This window comes from Bradyrhizobium sp. Bra64 (genome assembly GCF_024519875.1).
In the GTDB taxonomy this organism is placed as follows: Bacteria; Pseudomonadota; Alphaproteobacteria; order Rhizobiales; family Xanthobacteraceae; genus Bradyrhizobium; species Bradyrhizobium japonicum_G.
In genome coordinates this window covers 150,387-168,895 of sequence record NZ_JALJRD010000010.1, presented here as the reverse complement: position 1 = coordinate 168,895, position 18,509 = coordinate 150,387, and the positions used below count along the sequence as shown (strand labels likewise).

18 protein-coding genes are annotated in these 18,509 nt (G+C 64.4%); 8 read left to right on the top strand and 10 right to left on the bottom strand.

Features of this window, described 5'->3' with window-relative positions:
• Position 1: 1 nt before the first annotated feature.
• A complete protein-coding gene (locus NR187_RS25600; RefSeq protein ID WP_211385663.1) occupies positions 2–796 on the bottom strand; it encodes an enoyl-CoA hydratase/isomerase family protein in 795 nt (264 codons plus the stop codon).
• A 117-nt stretch (positions 797–913) separates the two neighbouring features.
• On the opposite strand from NR187_RS25600, the gene NR187_RS25595 reads away from it, so the two are divergent.
• The 3 genes from NR187_RS25595 to NR187_RS25585 are packed head-to-tail and all read left to right on the top strand — an operon-like array spanning position 914 to position 2,898.
• On the top strand, positions 914–1,579 hold the full coding sequence (locus NR187_RS25595) for a GntR family transcriptional regulator (protein WP_249129333.1): 666 nt from the start codon (positions 914–916) through the stop codon (positions 1,577–1,579).
• Positions 1,580–1,621: 42 nt separating this feature from the next.
• Positions 1,622–1,930 (top strand): hypothetical protein, encoded by a 309-nt coding sequence (locus NR187_RS25590; RefSeq protein ID WP_256808070.1) that lies wholly within the window; start codon positions 1,622–1,624, stop codon positions 1,928–1,930.
• Positions 1,927–2,898 (top strand): MBL fold metallo-hydrolase, encoded by a 972-nt coding sequence (locus NR187_RS25585; RefSeq protein ID WP_256808069.1) that lies wholly within the window; start codon positions 1,927–1,929, stop codon positions 2,896–2,898. The genes NR187_RS25590 and NR187_RS25585 overlap by 4 nt, the downstream gene beginning before the upstream one ends.
• A gap of 110 nt (positions 2,899–3,008) precedes the next feature.
• On the opposite strand, the gene NR187_RS25580 is transcribed toward NR187_RS25585, so the two are convergent.
• The 6 genes from NR187_RS25580 to NR187_RS25555 all read right to left on the bottom strand — a co-directional run bounded on the left by NR187_RS25580 (position 3,009) and on the right by NR187_RS25555 (position 8,628).
• Positions 3,009–3,554: a hypothetical protein gene (locus NR187_RS25580; RefSeq protein ID WP_256808068.1), complete on the bottom strand. Its 546-nt coding sequence runs from the start codon at positions 3,552–3,554 to the stop codon at positions 3,009–3,011.
• Between the two features lie 71 nt (positions 3,555–3,625).
• Complete coding sequence (locus NR187_RS25575; RefSeq protein ID WP_256808066.1) at positions 3,626–4,345, bottom strand: haloacid dehalogenase type II; 720 nt, start codon at positions 4,343–4,345, stop codon at positions 3,626–3,628.
• Between the two features lie 87 nt (positions 4,346–4,432).
• Complete coding sequence (glpX, locus tag NR187_RS25570; RefSeq protein ID WP_211385654.1) at positions 4,433–5,434, bottom strand: class II fructose-bisphosphatase; 1,002 nt, start codon at positions 5,432–5,434, stop codon at positions 4,433–4,435.
• Between the two features lie 137 nt (positions 5,435–5,571).
• Positions 5,572–6,888, bottom strand: coding sequence for a homoserine dehydrogenase (locus tag NR187_RS25565; RefSeq protein WP_256808064.1), 1,317 nt, complete (start codon positions 6,886–6,888; stop codon positions 5,572–5,574).
• A 29-nt stretch (positions 6,889–6,917) separates the two neighbouring features.
• Complete coding sequence (locus NR187_RS25560; RefSeq protein ID WP_211385650.1) at positions 6,918–8,138, bottom strand: LL-diaminopimelate aminotransferase; 1,221 nt, start codon at positions 8,136–8,138, stop codon at positions 6,918–6,920.
• A gap of 214 nt (positions 8,139–8,352) precedes the next feature.
• Complete coding sequence (locus NR187_RS25555) at positions 8,353–8,628, bottom strand: hypothetical protein (protein WP_211385817.1); 276 nt, start codon at positions 8,626–8,628, stop codon at positions 8,353–8,355.
• 253 nt (positions 8,629–8,881) lie between these two features.
• Here NR187_RS25555 and NR187_RS25550 point away from each other — a divergent pair, with 253 nt between their 5' ends.
• From NR187_RS25550 to NR187_RS25540, 3 genes are all read left to right on the top strand, one after another.
• Complete coding sequence (locus NR187_RS25550) at positions 8,882–10,690, top strand: alpha/beta hydrolase (RefSeq protein WP_256808063.1); 1,809 nt, start codon at positions 8,882–8,884, stop codon at positions 10,688–10,690.
• Between the two features lie 62 nt (positions 10,691–10,752).
• Positions 10,753–11,151: an MAPEG family protein gene (locus tag NR187_RS25545; RefSeq protein WP_211385647.1), complete on the top strand. Its 399-nt coding sequence runs from the start codon at positions 10,753–10,755 to the stop codon at positions 11,149–11,151.
• Between the two features lie 312 nt (positions 11,152–11,463).
• Entirely contained in the window at positions 11,464–12,231 is a 768-nt protein-coding gene (locus tag NR187_RS25540) for an outer membrane protein (RefSeq protein ID WP_211385644.1), read from the top strand.
• 144 nt (positions 12,232–12,375) lie between these two features.
• On the opposite strand, the gene argC is transcribed toward NR187_RS25540, so the two are convergent.
• Together argC and NR187_RS25530 are read right to left on the bottom strand one after the other, a co-directional pair.
• A complete protein-coding gene (argC, locus tag NR187_RS25535; protein ID WP_211385643.1) occupies positions 12,376–13,359 on the bottom strand; it encodes an N-acetyl-gamma-glutamyl-phosphate reductase in 984 nt (327 codons plus the stop codon).
• Entirely contained in the window at positions 13,356–14,024 is a 669-nt protein-coding gene (locus NR187_RS25530; RefSeq protein WP_211385641.1) for an FMN-binding negative transcriptional regulator, read from the bottom strand. Before NR187_RS25530 ends, argC begins: the two co-directional genes overlap by 4 nt.
• A 381-nt stretch (positions 14,025–14,405) precedes the next feature.
• Between NR187_RS25530 and NR187_RS25525 the strand changes: the two genes are divergently transcribed.
• A complete protein-coding gene (locus tag NR187_RS25525; RefSeq protein ID WP_256808061.1) occupies positions 14,406–15,401 on the top strand; it encodes an MBL fold metallo-hydrolase in 996 nt (331 codons plus the stop codon).
• Between the two features lie 39 nt (positions 15,402–15,440).
• Here NR187_RS25525 and NR187_RS25520 read toward each other — a convergent pair whose 3' ends face one another.
• Positions 15,441–15,971, bottom strand: coding sequence for a DedA family protein (locus tag NR187_RS25520; protein ID WP_211385637.1), 531 nt, complete (start codon positions 15,969–15,971; stop codon positions 15,441–15,443).
• A gap of 274 nt (positions 15,972–16,245) precedes the next feature.
• Here NR187_RS25520 and parE point away from each other — a divergent pair, with 274 nt between their 5' ends.
• Positions 16,246–18,291 (top strand): DNA topoisomerase IV subunit B, encoded by a 2,046-nt coding sequence (parE, locus tag NR187_RS25515; protein WP_256808060.1) that lies wholly within the window; start codon positions 16,246–16,248, stop codon positions 18,289–18,291.
• The last annotated feature ends 218 nt before the right edge of the window (positions 18,292–18,509 follow it).

The following is an 18,509-nucleotide window of genomic DNA, read 5'->3' as shown; positions in this document are numbered from 1 at the left end:
CCTATTCACCGCGCCATTGCGGCGCGCGCTTGGTGAGGAAAGCATCGAGCCCTTCGCGAAAATCCTGGCTCGTGTAACACATCAGGATGAGGTCTTCGCCCTCGTCCCGCGTCAGCCGCCTTTGCAGGCGGGCCACCGCCTGCTTGGTCGCGTTCAGCGTCAGCGGCGCGTGGCTGGCGAGCAGCCGCGCGACTTCGTCGGCACGGCGCTCGAGCGCCGCGTCATCCTCGACGACCTCGCCGAGCAGCCCGACGCTTGCAGCCTCGGTGGCGTCAATGAGACGCGCGGTGAAGATCAGGTCTTTGACGCGTGCGGCGCCGATCAGCGCCGTGAGACGGCTGACATTGGACATCGACAGGCAATTGCCGAGCGTCCGGGCGACGGGAAATCCGATTTTCGCGCTTCTTGTGCCGATACGGAGGTCACAGGCAGCGGCGATGCCAGCGCCGCCGCCGGTGCAGAACCCGTTGATCGCCGCGATCGTCGGCACCCGGCACTGCTCGAGCGTGCTCAGCACCCGATCGATGCGGTTCTCGTAGTCGATCGCATCCTGCGGCGTCCTGAATTCGCGGAACTGGTTGATGTCGGTGCCCGAGGCGAAAGCCTTGTCGCCGGCTCCGCGCAGCACCAGCACCTTGATCGCATGATCGTCGTTGGCCTCCGCGCAGATCGCGGCGAGCCGCTCGTACATCGCGAAAGTGAAGGCATTGCGGGCCTGCGGGCGGTTGAAGGTGATCCGACCAATGCCGTCCCGGCGCTCGAAAACGAGGTCTTCCGCCCCCACCTGCTGGTCCATTTCCTCACGCCTTTCTGCTTTTTTACATTTTTGAATGCAAAATTATCATTTTTCAAGCTGGAACTTGCAACCTTTCACATATAATCTCAGTTTTGAATGCAAATGGACCTCCGACCCATGCTTCACGAGGAAGTTGTCGGCCGTATCCGGGCCATCCTGCTCGACGGCGAAATTCCGCCGGGGGCGCGAATTCCAGAGCGCGAGCTGTGCGAGCGGCTGCAGATCTCGCGCACGCCGCTGCGCGAGGCGCTCAAGGTGCTCGCCGCCGAGGGCCTCGTGCAGCTGCTGCCGCATCGGGGCTCGCGCGCGGCGAAGCTGACCGACAAGGACATGCGCGACCTGTTCGAGGTCTGCCAGGGCCTCGAGGCCCTCGCCGGGGAGCTCGCCTGCGAACGGATCACCGACGCCGGGATCGACGAGATCGCCGCCGCGCACGCGGCCATGGTGCAGCATTATCGCGAGCGTGACCTGATCCAGTACTACCGCGGCAACCGCGCCATTCACGAAGCCATCGTCACTGCAGCCGGAAACCCCGCGCTCGCGGGGCTGTATGCGTCCGTGACCGCGCGCATCCGCCGCGCACGTTACGTCACGCCGATGACGCCGCAGCGCTGGGCACTCGCCGTGAAGGAGCATGATGCAATCCTGAACGCGCTCCAGAGGCGCGACGGCGTCGGGCTCGCGCATATCCTGCGCGCGCATCTGCGCCACAAGCGCGAAGAGGTCCTGCAAGCGGGCTTTGCCGAAGCGGAAGGCAACGACCTCACGCTCCGGATCGCGTAAGGCGAAGTTGCCGCGCGGACGCGCGCGCCACCGTGACGTAAAATGATTCCAGCTGCCAGAATATTCCTGCCATCCCGCCGTATCGGGCGCGCCGGCAGACACAATCGCGACACAATCCTTGATTGCGTTGCAGCAACGCTGGTCGATCGTGACGCCGTGAACAACGTCGGCAATGGCGTCTTTGTCGCGCGCCGGAATTGCACGTGCAACTTTGACAAGCCGCGATCATCCGCAAACCAATTCCACTTGCTGGTTTGTCTGAACCGGCGCAGCATCATGGCTGGCCTCAGGCCGAACATGGCGCGCGACAAATTCGCGCAGCTCAAAAGAAAAAGTGGAGGAAGCGAATGACACTCAACGTCTCACGTCGATCCCTGCTCTCGCTCGGCGCCGGCCTCGGTGCCAGTGCAATGCTCGGCACCACCGCAATTGCGCGCGCTCCCAAGCTCGGCACCCAGACGCCGTACTGGCACCGCTTCGTTCTCGGCGATGCCGAGATCACCGTCGTCTCCGACGGACCACTGCCGCTCGGCGATCCCTCCGGGACATTCACCGGCGTTCCCAAGGAGGACGTGAAGAAGATGCTGGCCGACAATTTCCTGTCGCCGGACAATGTCGTGCTCGAGCAGAACTCGCCGATCGTGAACACCGGCGACAAGCTCATCCTGTTCGATACCGGCATGGGCAGCTCCAAGCTGTTCGGCTCCACCACCGGCCGGCAGCAGAAGAGCATGACCGAGGCCGGCATCAAGCCGGGGGATATCGATGCCGTGGTCTGTTCGCATGCCCATATCGATCACATCGGGGGCATCGTGGACGAGGGCGGCAAGCCGCTGTTTCCGAACGCGCAGATCTATATCTCGCAGACCGATTTCGATTTCTGGACCGACGAGGGCAAGCTCGGCAGCCCGGTCAAGGACTTCATCGTCCACGCCCGCAAGAACCTGCTGCCGGTTCGCGACCGCATCGTGTTTTTCAAGGACGGCCAGGAATTCCTGCCGGGCGTCCAGGCGATCGCCGCGCCCGGCCACACCGTCGGCCACCACATCTTCCTGGTCTCGTCGGCCGGCAAGTCCTTCGCCTTCCTCGGCGACCTCTCGCATCATTCGGTGCTGCTGCTCGAGCGGCCGCGGATGGAATTCTCCTATGACACAGACCCGAAGCAGGCGGCTGAATCGCGCGTCAAGCTGCTGACCATGCTTGCGGCCAACAAGACCCCCGTGATGTCCTATCACTTCGCCTGGCCGGGCTACGGCCACGTCGCCAAGGTCGGCGACGGCTTCCACTATTATCCCGAACCGATGCAGATGACGTTGTAATCGCCGGATCTGATCCGGGCGGCGCACGTGCCGCCCGGATCAGTGATCTATTCCGCGGGCTCCGCGGCCGCGAGCGGCTTCGAGGTGGCAGCGTCAGTCCGCGCCGGCCGTCATTCAGATACTGGACGCTCCAAATCAGGCCGCTTCGCGTGAAGAAAAGCGGCGAGAGCGCCGTGGCCCTTGTAGAGAAAGCTCCAATAGACCCGCCTGCCGTCATGGCTCTCGACGAACCAGTAGCCGGTCACAGTCGTTCCGGTTCTCGAAATATCGTCCCACGATAGTCTGGTTCTTCGCAGCCCCAGCGTGGGACCAAACAGGTTCGATGGACCTTCAATCGACTCCTGGTCCCACGTCACCTTGTGGACGGACGTGAGCGATGGCGACATGAAGCCGGCGGCACCGAGACCCAGGAGTGCGACCACCACCCCTCCCCAGCCGACGTCCTGAAACAGGACCCCGTACAAGCCGGCCAGCGACATAATGCAACCGCCGATGACGGTGAACCAGGCGATGCTTTTCTCCGGCTCGATTGCGCCCGCGGTCTCGCTGAGCACGCTCGGCCTGGCCCGCAGAAGCAGCCAAAAGATCAGCGCAATCGTCCCAGCGGTCGTCCCCACCGTGACCAGGACTTGCAGGGCCAATAATGAGAAGGCCAACGAGCACCTCTTGCTCTTGCCTGCTGGCTCGCTGTTGCCTGCCGGCTCGCCGCGGATCGTCTACGGCGCTGTCAGCAGCCGAGCCTGTCGGCGATGCCGCCAAAATCCCTGGCGACGATGTCCCAGTTGCCGGTGGCTTCGAAATCGACCTTCTGGAGCGGACCGTACTCGGTCGGCCGCGCCACGAACGCGGTCTTCAGGCCGTTCTTCTGCGCGGCGGCGAGATCGCCGTTGTGGGCGGCGACCATCATCACCTGCTCCGGCTTGAGGCCGAGCAGGCGCGCGGCGCCGAGATAGGTCTCGGGATCAGGCTTGTAGTGCTCGAACAGCTCGGCCGACATGACGAGGTCCCACGGCAGGCCCGCGAACTTCGCCATGTTGGTGAGCAGCGCGACGTTGCCGTTCGACAGCGGCGAGATCACGAATTTCGTCTTCAGCCGGGTCAGGCCGGCGACGCTGTCGGGCCAGGGTTGCAGGCGGTGCCAGCCCTTGGTGAGGTAATCGAGATCAGCCTCGGTCAGGCCCTTGATCGAAAATTGCTCGACCAGCTTGTCCAGCGAGCGGCGATGCAGATCGTCGAGCATGACATAGCCGCGCTCTGGATGCTTGCGCACGTCGTCCATCGAGGCCATGTACATGCCGCGCCAGCCGTCGACGAGTGCGGTCCAGTCGGCGCTGATGCCGCGCCCCTTCGCCCACCACATGAAGTCGGTGATCAGGCTGGTGCGCCAGTCCACGACCGTGCCGAACACGTCGAAGACCAGGGCTTTGACGGTGGAGAGATCGGACATGGGCGCTTTCCCGTACGTTACTTGTTCTTGGTCATCCCGGGATGCACCACGAGGCGCAGGCCCGGAATGACGGCAGCATGTCGTGGCTTAGTCCAGGTGGAACTTCGCGAGCTCGCGGTGCTCGGCCTTGATGTAGCGCACTGTGCCGGTAACGGAGCGCATCACCACCGTCTCGGTCTCGATCACGCCGTCCTTGCGGAATTTGACGCCCGACAGCAGCGAGCCGGTGGTGACGCCGGTGGCGGCGAACAGGCAGTCGCCGCGCGCCATGTCCTCGATGCCGTAGATCATCTTGGGATCGTTGACGCCCATCTTGGCGGCGCGCTCGCGCTTCTCGTCGGAGTCGAGGATGAGACGGCACTGCATCTGGCCGCCGATGCAGCGCAGCGCCACCGCCGCGAGCACGCCTTCCGGCGCACCGCCGGTGCCGAGATACATGTCGACGCCGGTGTTGTCGGGGTCGGCGCAGTGGATCACGCCGGCGACGTCGCCGTCGGTGATCAGGCGCACGGCGGCGCCGGTCGAGCGCACGCTCTCGATGATGCTGGCATGGCGCGGACGGTCGAGCACGAGGACGGTGATCCCGTCCGGCTGGACGCCCTTGGCCTTGGCGAGGCGGCGGACGTTCTCGGCCGGTGTCGCATCGAGCTCGACGACGCCCTTGGCGTAGCCGGGACCGATCGCGAGCTTCTGCATGTAGACGTCGGGCGCGTGCAGGAGCGTGCCGCCATCGGCCATCGCCATCGTGGCGATAGAGCCCGGCATGGCCTTGGCGCACAGCGTGGTGCCTTCGAGCGGGTCGACCGCGATGTCGACCTGCGGGCCGGCGTTCATGCCAACCTTCTCGCCGATGAACAGCATCGGCGCCTCGTCGCGCTCGCCCTCGCCGATCACGATGGTGCCCTCGATCGGCAGCTTGTTGAGCTCGCGCCGCATGGCGTCGACGGCGGCCTGGTCGGCCGCCTTCTCGTTGCCGTGCCCGCGCAGCCGCGCCGAAGACACTGCCGCCCGCTCCGTCACGCGCACGATCTCCAGCGTGAGAATGCGCTCGAGCAACGCTTGCGGCGGGACTGAAATATGGGTCGACATCGGCTAACTCCTTCGAAACAGTTTTGGACGGATATTTCCGCCCGCATCAACTCACAACGCCCACGGTTCGTTCGAACCGCCTCATAGTTCGAGCATGCTCTTTCCGGAAAACCGCTTCGCACTTTTCCGGAGCATGCTCAGTTCTTCTCGATCCGGATCACCTGCGGCCGTCCGCTGATCACCTTGTCCTTCTGCACGGCCGCCAGCGCGCGGCGCACGGCGTCCTCATGCGTAGCATAGGTGATCAGGATGACGGGCACGGGCACCGCCTTGCCATCGGTGGACGCAGCGCCGCCATTGGGATGGCGCTGCACGATCGACTCGATCGAAATCTTCTGTTCCGCGAGCCGGGTCGCGATCGCCGCCGCGGTGCCCGGGAAATCGCGTGCCAGAAGGCGGATGTAGTAGCCGCCCTCGTGGCGCTCCATCGGCGCCTTCTTGGTGTCGCGCAAATGCGAGATCGGCCGGCCGAACGGATTGGCACGGATGCCGCGCGCGACATCGGCGATGTCGGCAACGACGGCGGATGCAGTCGCAGCACCGCCCGCGCCGGGGCCGACCAGCGTGATCGGCGGGATGCCCTCGCCATCGATCGTGACCGCGTTGGTGACACCCATCACCTGCGCGATCGATGAGGATTTTGGAACCATGGTCGGATGCACACGCTGCTCGATGCCCTTGGCGGTGCGCACCGCAACGCCGAGCAGCTTGAGCCGGTAACCGAGATCGTCAGCCGCACGGAGATCTTCCGGCGCGATGGATGAGATACCTTCGACATACACCGCGCTTTGAGCAACTTTCGTGCCGAATGCGAGGCTGGCGAGAATGGCGAGTTTTTGCGCGGTATCGTGGCCGTCGACGTCGAAGGACGGATTGGCCTCGGCATAGCCGAGCCGCTGCGCATCCTTGAGGCATTCGGCGAAGGACAGGCCCTCCTGCTCCATCCGGGTCAGGATGTAATTGCAGGTGCCGTTGAGGATGCCGTAGACGCGATTGATGCCGGTTCCGGCAAGACCCTCGCGTAACGTCTTGATGACGGGGATCGCGGCGCCGACCGCTGCCTCGAAATTCAGCGCACCGCCGTGCTTTTCAGCCGCCCTGGCGAGCTTGAGGCCGTGCTTGGCGAGCAGCGCCTTGTTCGCGGTCACGACGGACTTGCCGGCATTCAGCGCGGCCTCCACCGCGGACAGCGCGGGATCGCCGGCGCCGCCCATCAGCTCGACGAAGCAGTCGATGCCGGGATGGGTGGCGAGCGCGATCGGATCCTTGACCCATTCGACGCCGCGCAGGTCGATGCCGCGCTTCTTCGCCTTCGAGCGCGCGGTGACGGCGACGACGCGGATGCCGCGGCCGCTGCGGCCGGCAAGCACGCGGGCTTGCGTTTCAATCAGACGGACAACTTCGGCGCCCACGGTGCCGAGCCCCGCTATGCCCACTTTCAGGGGTGCGACCATGATGCTTTTCGAAAACCTGTCGAAGAGAATTAGCGCCGGTTGGCGAGCGGAACGACGTTGTGCAACGTTTCGATCCCGCTTTCAAGGAAGCGTCGCACGCCGCGCGCGGCCTGCCTGATCCGTTGCTCGTTTTCCACCATCGCGATGCGGACATATCCTTCGCCATGCTCGCCGAAGCCGACGCCGGGCGAGACCGCGACGCCGGATTTCTCCACCATCAGGGTCGCGAACTGCATGCTGCCGACGCTGCGGAAGGCCTCCGGCAGCGGCACCCAGGCGAACATCGAGGCCTCCGGCGGCGGGATCTCCCAGCCGGCACGACCGAACGATTCCACCAGCGCGTCGCGGCGCTTGCGGTAGGTGTCACGCATCTCCTTGATGCAATCGTCCGGGCCGTTCAGCGCGGCGGTCGCGGCGACCTGCACCGGCGTGAAGGCGCCGTAGTCGAGATAGGATTTGACGCGGGCCAGGGCCGCGATCACGCGCTCGTTGCCGACCGCAAAGCCCATGCGCCAGCCGGCCATCGAATAGGTCTTCGACATCGAGGTGAACTCGACGGTGACGTCGATCGCGCCGGGCACCTGCAGCACCGAGGGCGGCGGGTTGTTCTCGTCGAAATAGACCTCGGCATAGGCAAGATCGGACAGGATCAGGATCTCGTGCTTCTTCGCGAATGCGACGAGGTCCTTGTAGAAGTCGAGGCTCGCGACATAGGCGGTCGGGTTCGACGGGTAGCAGACGACGAGCGCGAGCGGCTTCGGGATCGAATGCACGATCGCCCGCTCGACGGCCTCGAAGAATTGCGGCGTCGGCTCGGACGGCACCGAGCGGATCACGCCGCCCGCCATCAAAAAGCCGAAGGCGTGAATCGGATAGCTCGGGTTCGGGCACAGGATGACATCGCCCGGCGCGGTGATGGCCTGGGCCACATTGGCAAAGCCCTCCTTCGAGCCCAGCGTTGCCACGATCTGGGTGTCGGGGTTGAGCTTCACCCCGAAGCGGCGGGCATAGTAGCCGGCCTGGGCCCGGCGCAGGCCGGGGATGCCGCGGGAGGCCGAGTAGCGGTCGGTGCGCGGCTTGCCGAGCGTTTCCTTGAGCTTCTCCAGTACATGCGGCGGTGCCGGCAGGTCCGGATTGCCCATGCCGAGGTCGATGATATCGGCGCCGGCATTCCGCGCGGCCGCCTTGGCCCGGTTGACCTGTTCGAACACGTAAGGCGGAAGGCGGCGGATGCGGTAAAATTCTTCCATGGCTCTCTGGGCTCCGGGCAACCGGTCTGGACAGAATCGACAGGCCATGACGGCCATTCGGAAAGGCGCTCGCTACCTTCGCGAAAATTGCTCAAGATCAGACACTTAGAGCAGTCATCGCCGACGGCGGCTGAAGTCGTTCGCCCTGACTCTCGGCTGAACTGAGGTCTTTTAGCACGGCAAGACGGAGGCGCCAGCGATTACCTTGCGGCGCCTATTTCGCGTCCTTGGCGGCAACAGCCTGGCGGTCGCGCGCGGCGGCAAGCTCGGCCTCGATCTTGGCGCGCTGGTCCGGCGGGATGACCGCCTGATCGCGATCCGGCGGCAGGTCATGCACCGGCAGATAGCTACTCGGCTCCCTGGGATGCGCCTGTGCATCCGCGGGCGTCATATCCGCGAGTTGGCTCGAACAGCCGCCCAGCACAAAGGCCACGCTCAGGAGCGTGCCGCAAATCAGCAGCGACTTTTGCAGGTCCCTCAACGCCAACACTTGGGAAATCCCCACCTCGTCCCAAAGCACGGCCCCGGGCAACCTTACCCAAGTCCGCGCCCAAGCTCAAACCATTGCTGCCCAAATGGTGCGAGCGAGAAAACAGCCCGGCACTACCAAGCCGAGCGGTGCGGCTCGATTGTGACGGAACCAAGAAGATTTGTCGCACTGCAACACATCTTCGAGAGTGTTTAACGCCAAACATGCGAGCTTCGCGGTGACGAATACGGAATGAATCGTTACTGTTCTGCTCATGAGCATGGCCACGACCGACACGCCCAAACCCGAGACGAAGTTTAATGCGGAAGCCTTCGCGATGAATGTCGCGCGGGCGATGGAGAGCGGCGGCAAGGCGCTCGCTGCCTACCTCAAGCCGCGCGAGAGCGGCGAGGTGCAGGACCGCCCGCCGGCCGAACTGACCGAGGTCGTCAAGACCTTCACGACGGTCGCCGAATACTGGCTGTCGGATACGACCCGCGCATCGGATCTCCAGACCAAGCTCGCCAAGGATTATCTCGACCTCTGGGGTTCGGCGGCCCGCCGCATGGCCGGACAGGACGCTGCTCCCGCGATCGCGCCCTCACCGCGCGACAAGCGCTTTGCCGATCCGGAATGGAAGTCGAACCAGTTCTTCGACTTCGTGATGCAGCTCTATCTGCTCACGACCAAATGGGCACACGAGCTTGTGCGCGACGCCGACGGGCTCGATGCGCCGACCCGCCGCAAGGCGGAGTTCTACATCCAGCAGGTCACCAACGCGCTGTCGCCATCCAACTTCGTGCTGACCAATCCGGAGGTGCTGCGCGAGACGGTGGCGAGCAGCGGCGAGAATCTCGCGCGCGGCCTGAAGATGCTGGCCGAGGACATCGCAGCCGGCAAGGGCATGCTGAAGATCCGCCAGTCCAACCCGGACAATCTCGTCGTCGGCGTCAACATGGCGACGACGCCGGGCAAGGTGATCTACCAGAACGAGATGATGCAGCTGATCCAGTATTCGCCGACCACGGAGAACGTGCTGCGCACGCCGCTCCTGATCGTGCCGCCCTGGATCAACAAGTTCTACATCCTCGATCTCAAGCCGGAGAAATCCTACATCAAGTGGTGCGTCGACCAGGGCATCACCGTGTTCGTGATCTCATGGGTCAACCCGGACAAGCGGCTCGGAGCCAAGAGTTGGGAAGACTACATGAAGCAAGGCCCGCTCACGGCGATGGACGTGATCGAGAAGATCACCGGCGAGATGAAGGTGCATACCGCCGGCTATTGCGTCGGCGGCACCATGCTCGCGACGACGCTGGCCTGGCTCGCCGAAAAGCGCCGCCAGCGTGTGTCCTCCGCGACGTTCTTCGCGGCACAGGTCGACTTCACCCACGCCGGCGATCTGCTGGTGTTCGTGGACGAAGAGCAGGTCGCCGCTCTCGAGCAGGACATGAAGGCGGCCGGTGTGCTCGAAGGCTCCAAGATGGCGATGGCCTTCAACATGCTGCGTTCCAACGATCTGATCTGGTCCTACGTCGTCAGCAACTACCTCAAGGGCCAGCAGCCGAGCGCGTTCGACCTGCTGCACTGGAATTCGGATGCGACGCGCATGACGGCATCGAACCATTCCTACTACTTGCGCAATTGCTACCTGGAGAACCGGTTCTCCACCGGCACGATGGTGCTCGACAACACGCTGCTCGACCTGTCCAAGGTCAAGGTGCCCGTCTACAACCTCGCCACCCGCGAGGACCACATCGCGCCGGCGGAATCAGTGCTGTACGGCTCGCAATTCTTCGGCGGTCCGGTGAAATACGTGCTGTCCGGCTCGGGCCACATCGCCGGCGTCGTCAATCCGCCCGCCTCCAACAAGTACCAGTACTGGACCAACGACAACATCAAGGACGTCAACGTCGCCGAGTGGATGAAGGGCGCGGTCGAGCACAAGGGCTCGTGGTGGCCGGACTGGCGCGAATGGCTCGGTACACTCGATCCGGAAGAAGTTCCGGCGCGCAGCGTCGGCAGCGAGGCCCTGCCCCCGATCGAGGACGCGCCCGGCAGCTATGTCAGGGTCCGCGCATAGCGCAATCTTGCGCGCTTGTATAAGCTCGCTCTCAAGACAGAGATGACAGAGGGGACCGGACTATGACGCGCGAATTGTTCTGGCTGACACTGACGGTGATCCTGACTGGAATCCTCTGGATTCCCTACACTATCAACCGCTGCCAGATTCGCGGTCTTGGCGGCGCGATGGCCAATCCTTCGCGCGGCGACAAGCCGCAATCGGAGTGGGCGAACCGCCTGATGTTCGCGCATGACAACGCCGTCGAGAACCTGGTGCTGTTCGCGCCGTTGGTGCTGATCCTGAACGCGATCGATTATTCCTCGAAATGGACGGTGCTCGCCTGCGCCGTCTATTTCTGGTCGCGCGTCGCGCATCTCATCGTCTATGCGATGGGCATCCCGGTGTTCCGCACGCTGGCCTTCTCCGTCGGCTTCCTCGCGCAGGCCGTGCTGGCGCTCGCGATCTTCAAGGCGCTCTGATCGCGCGTCCCGGACGCGTGGCGATGCATCACGAACCCAACCGGGACTTCCTCCAGTTCCAGGACCTGACACGAAGACCTGGACGCGGACACGATCCGCTCCATCATGGGGCGTGCTCAGGTGCCGGCGTCAGCGTGGACCGACCGGGCCATGCCGCCGAAAGGTTGAACCACGCGAAGGCCGGCCGCGCTGCCGGTGTTGCCAAAGAATGACAGTGCAACAAAAACAGCGATGCCGACCTTGGGCTGATACGAAGTGTCACGCATCCACAGGTATATTTGGCCATCGCAATTGATTGATCCGGGGCAGACCATGAATTGGAAGATTGTATCCGCGCTCGGCGCCCTGTCGCTGGCAACCGTCGCGACCCAGGCCGGTGCCGCCGATCTCGCCGCCCGTCCCTACACCAAGGCGCCGCCGATGATCGCCGCGATCTATGATTGGAGCGGTTTCTATATCGGCGCCAACGGCGGCTATGGTTCGTCGCGCAAGTGCTGGGACCAGACTGTCGGCTTCGCGCCCGGCGTTGCGGAAGGATGCCATGATGCGACGGGCGCTGTCGCCGGCGGCCAGATCGGCTATCGCTGGCAGAGCAGCGCCTTCGTGTTCGGTCTCGAAGCGCAGGGCGACTGGGCGGACCTCGACGGCCGGAATGCCAGCACCGTGCTCGGCGTCGCTAACCGCACCCACGTCGATGCCTTCGGCCTGTTCACCGGCCAGGTCGGCTACGCCTGGAACAATGCGCTGCTCTACGTGAAGGGGGGCGCGGCCGTCACCAGCGATCGTTACCGCGGCATCGGTACGGGCGGTCTGGCCGGGGCCGAGTTCGACGGTGCCAACGAGACCCGCTGGGGCGGCACGATCGGCGTCGGCCTCGAATACGGCTTTGCCCCGAACTGGTCGGTCGGCCTCGAATACGACCACATGTTCATGGGTCACCACGACGTCACCCTCACGGCCAACGGCGCGCTGGCGCCTGTCGGCACGTTCTCGCGCACCGATCGCATCGGTCAGGATGTCGACCTGATCACCGCCCGCATCAACTACCGGTTCGGCGGCCCGGTCATCGCGAAATACTGAGGGCCCATGTCCGCGCCGCAACGCATCTGCGTCGCGGCGCGGAGCCGCGATCCGGAGAGCCATACGCGAAGCAAGCCAAGCATGGGCCGCGGCACTGCAGCGCACCGCTGAAGAAGCGCTGCGCTGCGTCCGGGGCACGGAGTCCTACGCCTCCGGCAGGCCCAGCATCAGCCGCATGTTCTGCACGGCTGCACCCGAGGCGCCCTTGCCCAGATTGTCCAGCCGCGCGACCAGCACGGCCTGATGATATTTGTCGCTGGCAAAGACGTAGAGCTCGAGCATGTTGGTTTCGTTGAGCGCCTCGGGCTCGAGCTTGCCGCCCTTGGTCGTCTCGTTCTGAAGCGGCATCACCGAGACGTACTTTGATCCGGCGTAGCGTTTTGCCAGTGCGGCCTGGAGATCGGCGCCGCTGGGCTTGCCCGGGAGCGTGTCGAGCTGGAGCGGGACCGAGACCAGCATGCCCTGCCTGTAGTTGGCGACCGACGGGATGAAGATCGGACGTCGCGTCAGGTTCGAATAGAGCTGCATCTCCGGCAGGTGCTTGTGCTCGAAGCCGAGGCCGTAGAGCTCGAAGGACGGCGCGCTGCCGTCTTCGAAGCTCGCGATCATCGACTTGCCGCCACCGGAATAGCCGCTCACCGCATTGACGGTGACGGGATAGTCCTGCGGCAGCAGGCCGGCGTCGACGATCGGCCGCAGCAGCGCGATCGCGCCGGTCGGATAGCAGCCGGGATTGGAGACCTTCTTCGCAGCCTTGATCTTGCCGGCCTGGTCCGGCGTCAGTTCCGGAAAGCCATAGGCCCAGTCGGGCGCGACCCGGTACGCGGTCGAGGCGTCCAGCACCTTCGGACCCGACGGCCCCATGCTATCGATCAGCGCGACCGTTTCCTTCGCGGCATCGTCGGGCAGGCAGAGGATGACGAGATCGACATCCTGCATCAGCGCCTTCTTGGCCGCCGGGTCCTTGCGCTTGTCGTCGGCGATGGTCTTCACCACGACGTCGCTCTGGAGCTTGAGCCGCTCGTTGATGCCGAGGCCGGTGGTGCCGGAGCCGCCATCAACGAAGACGGTGGCGGGCTTCCTGGCAGCGCCGGTGGTCGGGGCTTTCGTGGTTTCAGCGAGACTCATGGCACGCTCCTTTCGAGCTTGTTGGTTTCGTCGGCGAAGGCGTCCGGCCTCACGTCCTGCATCAGTTGCGATATCTTCCTGGCGTCGGCGGCGGGCTGCGCGCCGAGCGCATTGGCAATCGCCGTATAGTCGGCGTCGGACTTGTGCTGGTTGAGCTTGAAGCTGCCCTCGACCTCTTCAACCGTCATGACCAGACCCACGATCGCCTTCTTCATCGCCTCGAGCCGCCCGGCCGTCATCTTACCCGACGTCCATGGCTTCTTCGGCAACAGCCATTTCTCGAACTTGTCGCTGAGCGTGTCGATCTGCACCGACAGCTCGTCGTCCGACAACAGCCGCACCGGCCCGGCCAGATGCACCGACTGGTAGAGCCAGGTCGGCACCTGATCCGGCGAGACGTACCAGTCGGGCGACACATAGGCATCGGGCCCGTTGACCGTGAGCAACCATGCCCCCGAACCGTTAGCCAACTTTAGCAGCGGATTGTGACGGGCGACATGAAAGGCGGCCTGCGGCGTGCCGTCGGCGGCATAGGTCAGGTAGAACGGCAGCGGCGAGGCGACCGGCTTGTGACCGTCGAAGGCGCACATGGTGCCGAAGCCGCGCTCTTCGGCGAATTTCAGGCTCGCGGCGCGGTCCTGCTTGAAAAAGGGTGGCGTGTACATCGTGGTCTCCTGCTGGGCCTCCTCGGGGAGCCGCCGGATCAGATCGCGCTGACAGGAGAGAGAATGCCGCGGATCGGATCCAGCGGCAAAGACGATGATCTCAAACGCGATCGACCGCCCAAACCGCAAGACTGCGGCGGCGGCGACGGGCGAACAAAATGGTCGCGGCGTTGATCATGGCGCGGGGCTATAAGGCCAGCGGGTTCCAGGGTCAAGTCCAAATCGGCGGGCGTGACGGCAGGATGCCGCACCTCGTGACGGCAGGATGCCGCACTGATGTCATCGGGGCGCGGCGGAATTTCCACCAGCAACGGGGGTTCCCGACAAAGACCGACGCGCCACGCCCCGCCGGTCAGTCGCAATCCAGCCCAGGAGATCGCCATGACCGAGATTACTCGTCGCGCAACACTGGCCGGCGCCGCCGCCGCAACGCTCCTGCCATTCATGAAGACGTCGCCCGCGAGCGCCGCAGCGCCGCCCGCCGCAACACAGAATGCGAGCTTCTACCGCTACAATGTAGGCACCCACCAGGTCACGGTGGTCTGCGACGGCGTCACCACCGTCAACCTGCCCGACAATTACGCGGCCGGCGCCAGCAAGGACGACATCAACAAGATCTTCGCCGAGAACCATCTGCCGACCGACAAGGTCACCCACACTTTCAACCCCGTGGTGGTCAACACCGGGTCGAAGCTTGTCGTGATCGACACCGGTCTCGGTCCCGACCAGTTCACGCAGACCAAGGGCAAGGTCGGGCAGTTCCACAACAACCTTGCCGCTGCCAGCATCGACCGCGCCGCGGTCGACACCGTCATCATCTCGCATTTCCACGGCGACCACATCAACGGCCTCCTCGCGGCCGAGAACAAGCCGGCTTTCGCCAATGCCGAGATCATGGTGCCGGCGGTGGAATGGAAATTCTGGATGGACGACGGCGAGATGAGCAAGGGAATGGGCAATCCCATCCTCGAGAGCAATTTCAAGAACATCCGCCGCGTGTTCGATGCACTCGGTCGCAAGGTGACACCCTATGATTCCGGCAAGGAGGTCGCGCCCGGCATCACCGCGGTCGCGAGCCCCGGCCACACGCCGGGCCACAGCTCCTTTATCGTCGCCTCCGGCGCGGAGCAGGTGCTGGTGCAGGTCGATATCACCGCCGGCGCAGCGTTCCTGTTCGTCAGGCATCCCGAGTGGAACATCGCCTCCGACGTCGACAAACCTCTGGCTCAGGAGACGCGGCGCAAGCTCTACGACATGGCGATTGCCGAGAAGATGCCGATCCAGGCCTTCCACGCCGCCTTCCCGGGTCTGGTCCGGGTCGAGAAGGACGGCGCGGGCTATCGCTGGATTCCGTCGATCTGGAACGCCTCGCTCTAGGTCTCGCCGTGCGCACAGCCGGGCGGCGTTGCCGCCCGGTCAGATCACCCGCCAGATCCATTCCATCAACTTGGCGATCACGTCCCCGAACAGAAGCAGTGCCGCCGACCAGATCAGCGCCGAGATGAAATTGGCGGACTGAAAACTCCAATAAGGCATCTCGAAGATGCCGGCTGCGAGCGGCACCGAGGCGCGCAACGGGCCGAAGAACCTGCCGATGAAGATGCTCGGCACGCCCCAACTCCGCACGAAGGCCTCGCCCCTGGGCAGCAGTTCCGGATAGCGCGACAGCGGCCACATCTGCGCGACCTTCTCCTTGTAACGGTAGCCGAACCAGTAGGAGACCCAGTCGCCCAGCGCCGCGCCGAGGCCGCCGGCGATCCAGACCGGATAGAAGCTGATGCCGCTCGCGCCGATCAGCGCGCCGATCGCCACCAGCGCTCCCCAAGCCGGGATCAGCAGCGAGATGAAGGCGAGCGACTCCCCGAAGGCGAGCAGGAACACGATCGGAGCTGCCCACATCTCGTGGGCGCGCACGAAATCGGCCAAGGCGTGCGCAAACTGCTCCATTCAAAAAATTGCCTTCCGCCCTGCCGCAAGGTGCTGCTCGATGAAAAGGACTGGTAAGCCAAGGACTTGTGTGACATCAAGTCATAAAGTCAGATCCAGACTGGACCGGGACGTCAAATTGCCGGGAATTGGAGGGGCTGCGGCGTAAAATCGCCGGGATTGGCTCCCAACGACGCCGCCGGCCCGCCCCTGCGGTAACCTTTCCAGGTCAGAAGTGGCATAGTCACCTGAACCGATTCGCCGCTTCCGCGGCCCCGAAAGCGTATCAAGATATATGTCCAAGCAATTGAAACCCAAAGCAAAAGACGATTTCTTCGGCGGCGAAGAGCCGAAGTCGCGCGCGCCGGTCAAGGCAGCGTCCCGTGGAAGCGGCGGCGAGGCCGACTACACCGCGGCCGACATCGAGGTGCTCGAAGGCCTGGAACCGGTGCGGCGCAGGCCCGGCATGTATATCGGCGGCACCGACGAGAAGGCCCTGCATCACCTGTTCGCCGAGGTCATCGACAACTCGATGGACGAGGCGCTCGCGGGGCATGCGACCTTCATCGGAGTCGATCTGAGCGCGGACGGCTTTTTGACCGTCATCGACAACGGCCGCGGCATTCCGATCGATCCGCATCCGAAATTCCCGAAGAAGTCGGCGCTCGAAGTCATCATGTGCACGCTGCATTCCGGCGGCAAGTTCGACTCCAAGGTCTACGAGACCTCGGGCGGCCTGCACGGCGTCGGCATCTCCGTTGTGAACGCCCTCTCCTCGCTGCTCGAGGTCGAGGTCGCACGCAGCCAGAAGCTCTATCGCATGAGGTTCGAGCGCGGACACCCGAAGGGCAAGCTCGAGGACCTCGGCAAGGTCAACAACCGCCGCGGCACCCGCGTGCGCTTCAAGCCCGACACTGACATCTTCGGTGCCAAGGCCGCGTTCAAGCCGCAGCGCCTGTTCAAGATGACGCGCTCGAAGGCGTATCTGTTCGGCGGCGTCGAGATCCGCTGGAACTGCGCGCCCGAGCTGCTCAAGGGCGTCGAGGACGTGCCGGCGGAAGCGACGTTCCACTTCCCCGGCGGCCTCAAGGATTACCTCGCCGCCGCGATCCACGCCGACACGCTGGTGCATCCCGACATCTTCTCCGGCAAATCGGGCCGCAACGGCGCGCATGGCGCCTGCGAATGGGCCGTGGCCTGGACCGCGGATGCCGACGGCTTCCTGTCGTCCTACACCAACACGGTGCCGACGCCGGATGGCGGCACGCATGAATCGGGCTTGCGCAGCGCGCTCTTGCGCGGCCTGAAGGATCACGCCGAACGTGTCGGCCAGGGCAAGCGCGCCTCGTCCATTACGTCGGAAGACGTGATGGTGGGTGCCGCCGTGATGCTCTCGGTGTTCGTGCGCGAGCCTGAATTCCAGGGCCAGACCAAGGATCGTCTCGCCACCGCCGAAGCGCAGCGCATCGTCGAACAGGCGATGAAGGATCCGTTCGACCATTGGCTCTCGGGCAATCCGAACCAGGCCAACAGGCTGCTCGACTTCGTGGTCGACCGCGCCGAGGAACGGCTGCGCCGCCGCCAGGAAAAGGAGACCGCGCGCAAGACCGCGGGCAAGAAGCTGCGCCTGCCCGGCAAGCTCGCCGATTGCACCGATGCCGGTCTGGATGGCTCGGAACTCTTCATCGTCGAGGGCGACTCGGCAGGTGGCAGCGCCAAGCAGGCGCGCGACCGCAAGAACCAGGCCGTGCTCCCGCTGCGTGGCAAGATCCTCAACGTCGCCTCCGCGGGCAAGGACAAGCTGACGGCGAACACGCAGCTTGCCGACCTCGTGCAGGCGATCGGCTGCGGCATGCTCGCGCAATATCGCGAAGAGGATCTGCGCTATCAGCGCATCATCATCATGACCGACGCCGACGTCGACGGCGCCCACATCGCTTCGCTGCTGATCACCTTCTTCTACCGGCAGATGCCGCGGCTGATCGACGAAGGGCATCTCTTCCTCGCGGTGCCGCCGCTCTACAAGCTGACAGTCGGCACGAAGTCGATCTACGCACGCGACGACGCGCACAAGGAGGCGCTGATCAAGAGCGAGTTCAACGCCAACGCCAAGGTCGAGGTGAACCGCTTCAAAGGCCTCGGCGAGATGATGCCGGCGCAGCTCAAGGAAACCACCATGGATCCGGCCAGGCGAACGCTGCTCAAGGTGGTGCTGCTCGCCGACGACCGCGACACCACGGCGGACTCGGTGGAGCGCCTGATGGGCACCAAGGCCGAGGCACGCTTCGCGTTCATCTCGGACAAGGCCGAATTTGCCAACGAAGAGTTGCTCGACGTCTGAAGCCGCAGGGCATCCCGGCGCCGCGTCCATCAAGAGCCCCGGCATCAAGCCGGGGCTGTTTTATTTTGCGGACAATACCAATTGCCCGCCTCGGCTTCGGTGATTCCCTGCTTCCTCGCCTGGCGACTCGGCCAACGACTCACCGAGCCACGGCTGAGGCAGGGCTGCCGCCATTTCGGACAAAGCCCAATTCCCTAACCAGAAGTTACCTGAATTCG

Bases quoted from the DNA above. Each gene is read 5' to 3' on its own strand.
- NR187_RS25525 (WP_256808061.1), top strand. From the start codon at position 14,406: ATGACCGAGATTACTCGTCGCGCAACACTGGCCGGCGCCGCCGCCGCA.
- NR187_RS25575 (WP_256808066.1), bottom strand. From the start codon at position 4,345: ATGTCCGATCTCTCCACCGTCAAAGCCCTGGTCTTCGACGTGTTCGGC.
- NR187_RS25545 (WP_211385647.1), top strand. From the start codon at position 10,753: ATGACGCGCGAATTGTTCTGGCTGACACTGACGGTGATCCTGACTGGA.
- NR187_RS25565 (WP_256808064.1), bottom strand. From the start codon at position 6,888: ATGGTCGCACCCCTGAAAGTGGGCATAGCGGGGCTCGGCACCGTGGGC.
- NR187_RS25590 (WP_256808070.1), top strand. From the start codon at position 1,622: ATGATTCCAGCTGCCAGAATATTCCTGCCATCCCGCCGTATCGGGCGC.
- NR187_RS25560 (WP_211385650.1), bottom strand. From the start codon at position 8,138: ATGGAAGAATTTTACCGCATCCGCCGCCTTCCGCCTTACGTGTTCGAA.
- NR187_RS25520 (WP_211385637.1), bottom strand. From the start codon at position 15,971: ATGGAGCAGTTTGCGCACGCCTTGGCCGATTTCGTGCGCGCCCACGAG.
- parE (WP_256808060.1), top strand. From the start codon at position 16,246: ATGTCCAAGCAATTGAAACCCAAAGCAAAAGACGATTTCTTCGGCGGC.
- glpX (WP_211385654.1), bottom strand. From the start codon at position 5,434: ATGTCGACCCATATTTCAGTCCCGCCGCAAGCGTTGCTCGAGCGCATT.
- NR187_RS25530 (WP_211385641.1), bottom strand. From the start codon at position 14,024: ATGTACACGCCACCCTTTTTCAAGCAGGACCGCGCCGCGAGCCTGAAA.
- NR187_RS25540 (WP_211385644.1), top strand. From the start codon at position 11,464: ATGAATTGGAAGATTGTATCCGCGCTCGGCGCCCTGTCGCTGGCAACC.
- argC (WP_211385643.1), bottom strand. From the start codon at position 13,359: ATGAGTCTCGCTGAAACCACGAAAGCCCCGACCACCGGCGCTGCCAGG.
- NR187_RS25600 (WP_211385663.1), bottom strand. From the start codon at position 796: ATGGACCAGCAGGTGGGGGCGGAAGACCTCGTTTTCGAGCGCCGGGAC.
- NR187_RS25595 (WP_249129333.1), top strand. From the start codon at position 914: ATGCTTCACGAGGAAGTTGTCGGCCGTATCCGGGCCATCCTGCTCGAC.
- NR187_RS25585 (WP_256808069.1), top strand. From the start codon at position 1,927: ATGACACTCAACGTCTCACGTCGATCCCTGCTCTCGCTCGGCGCCGGC.
- NR187_RS25550 (WP_256808063.1), top strand. From the start codon at position 8,882: ATGAGCATGGCCACGACCGACACGCCCAAACCCGAGACGAAGTTTAAT.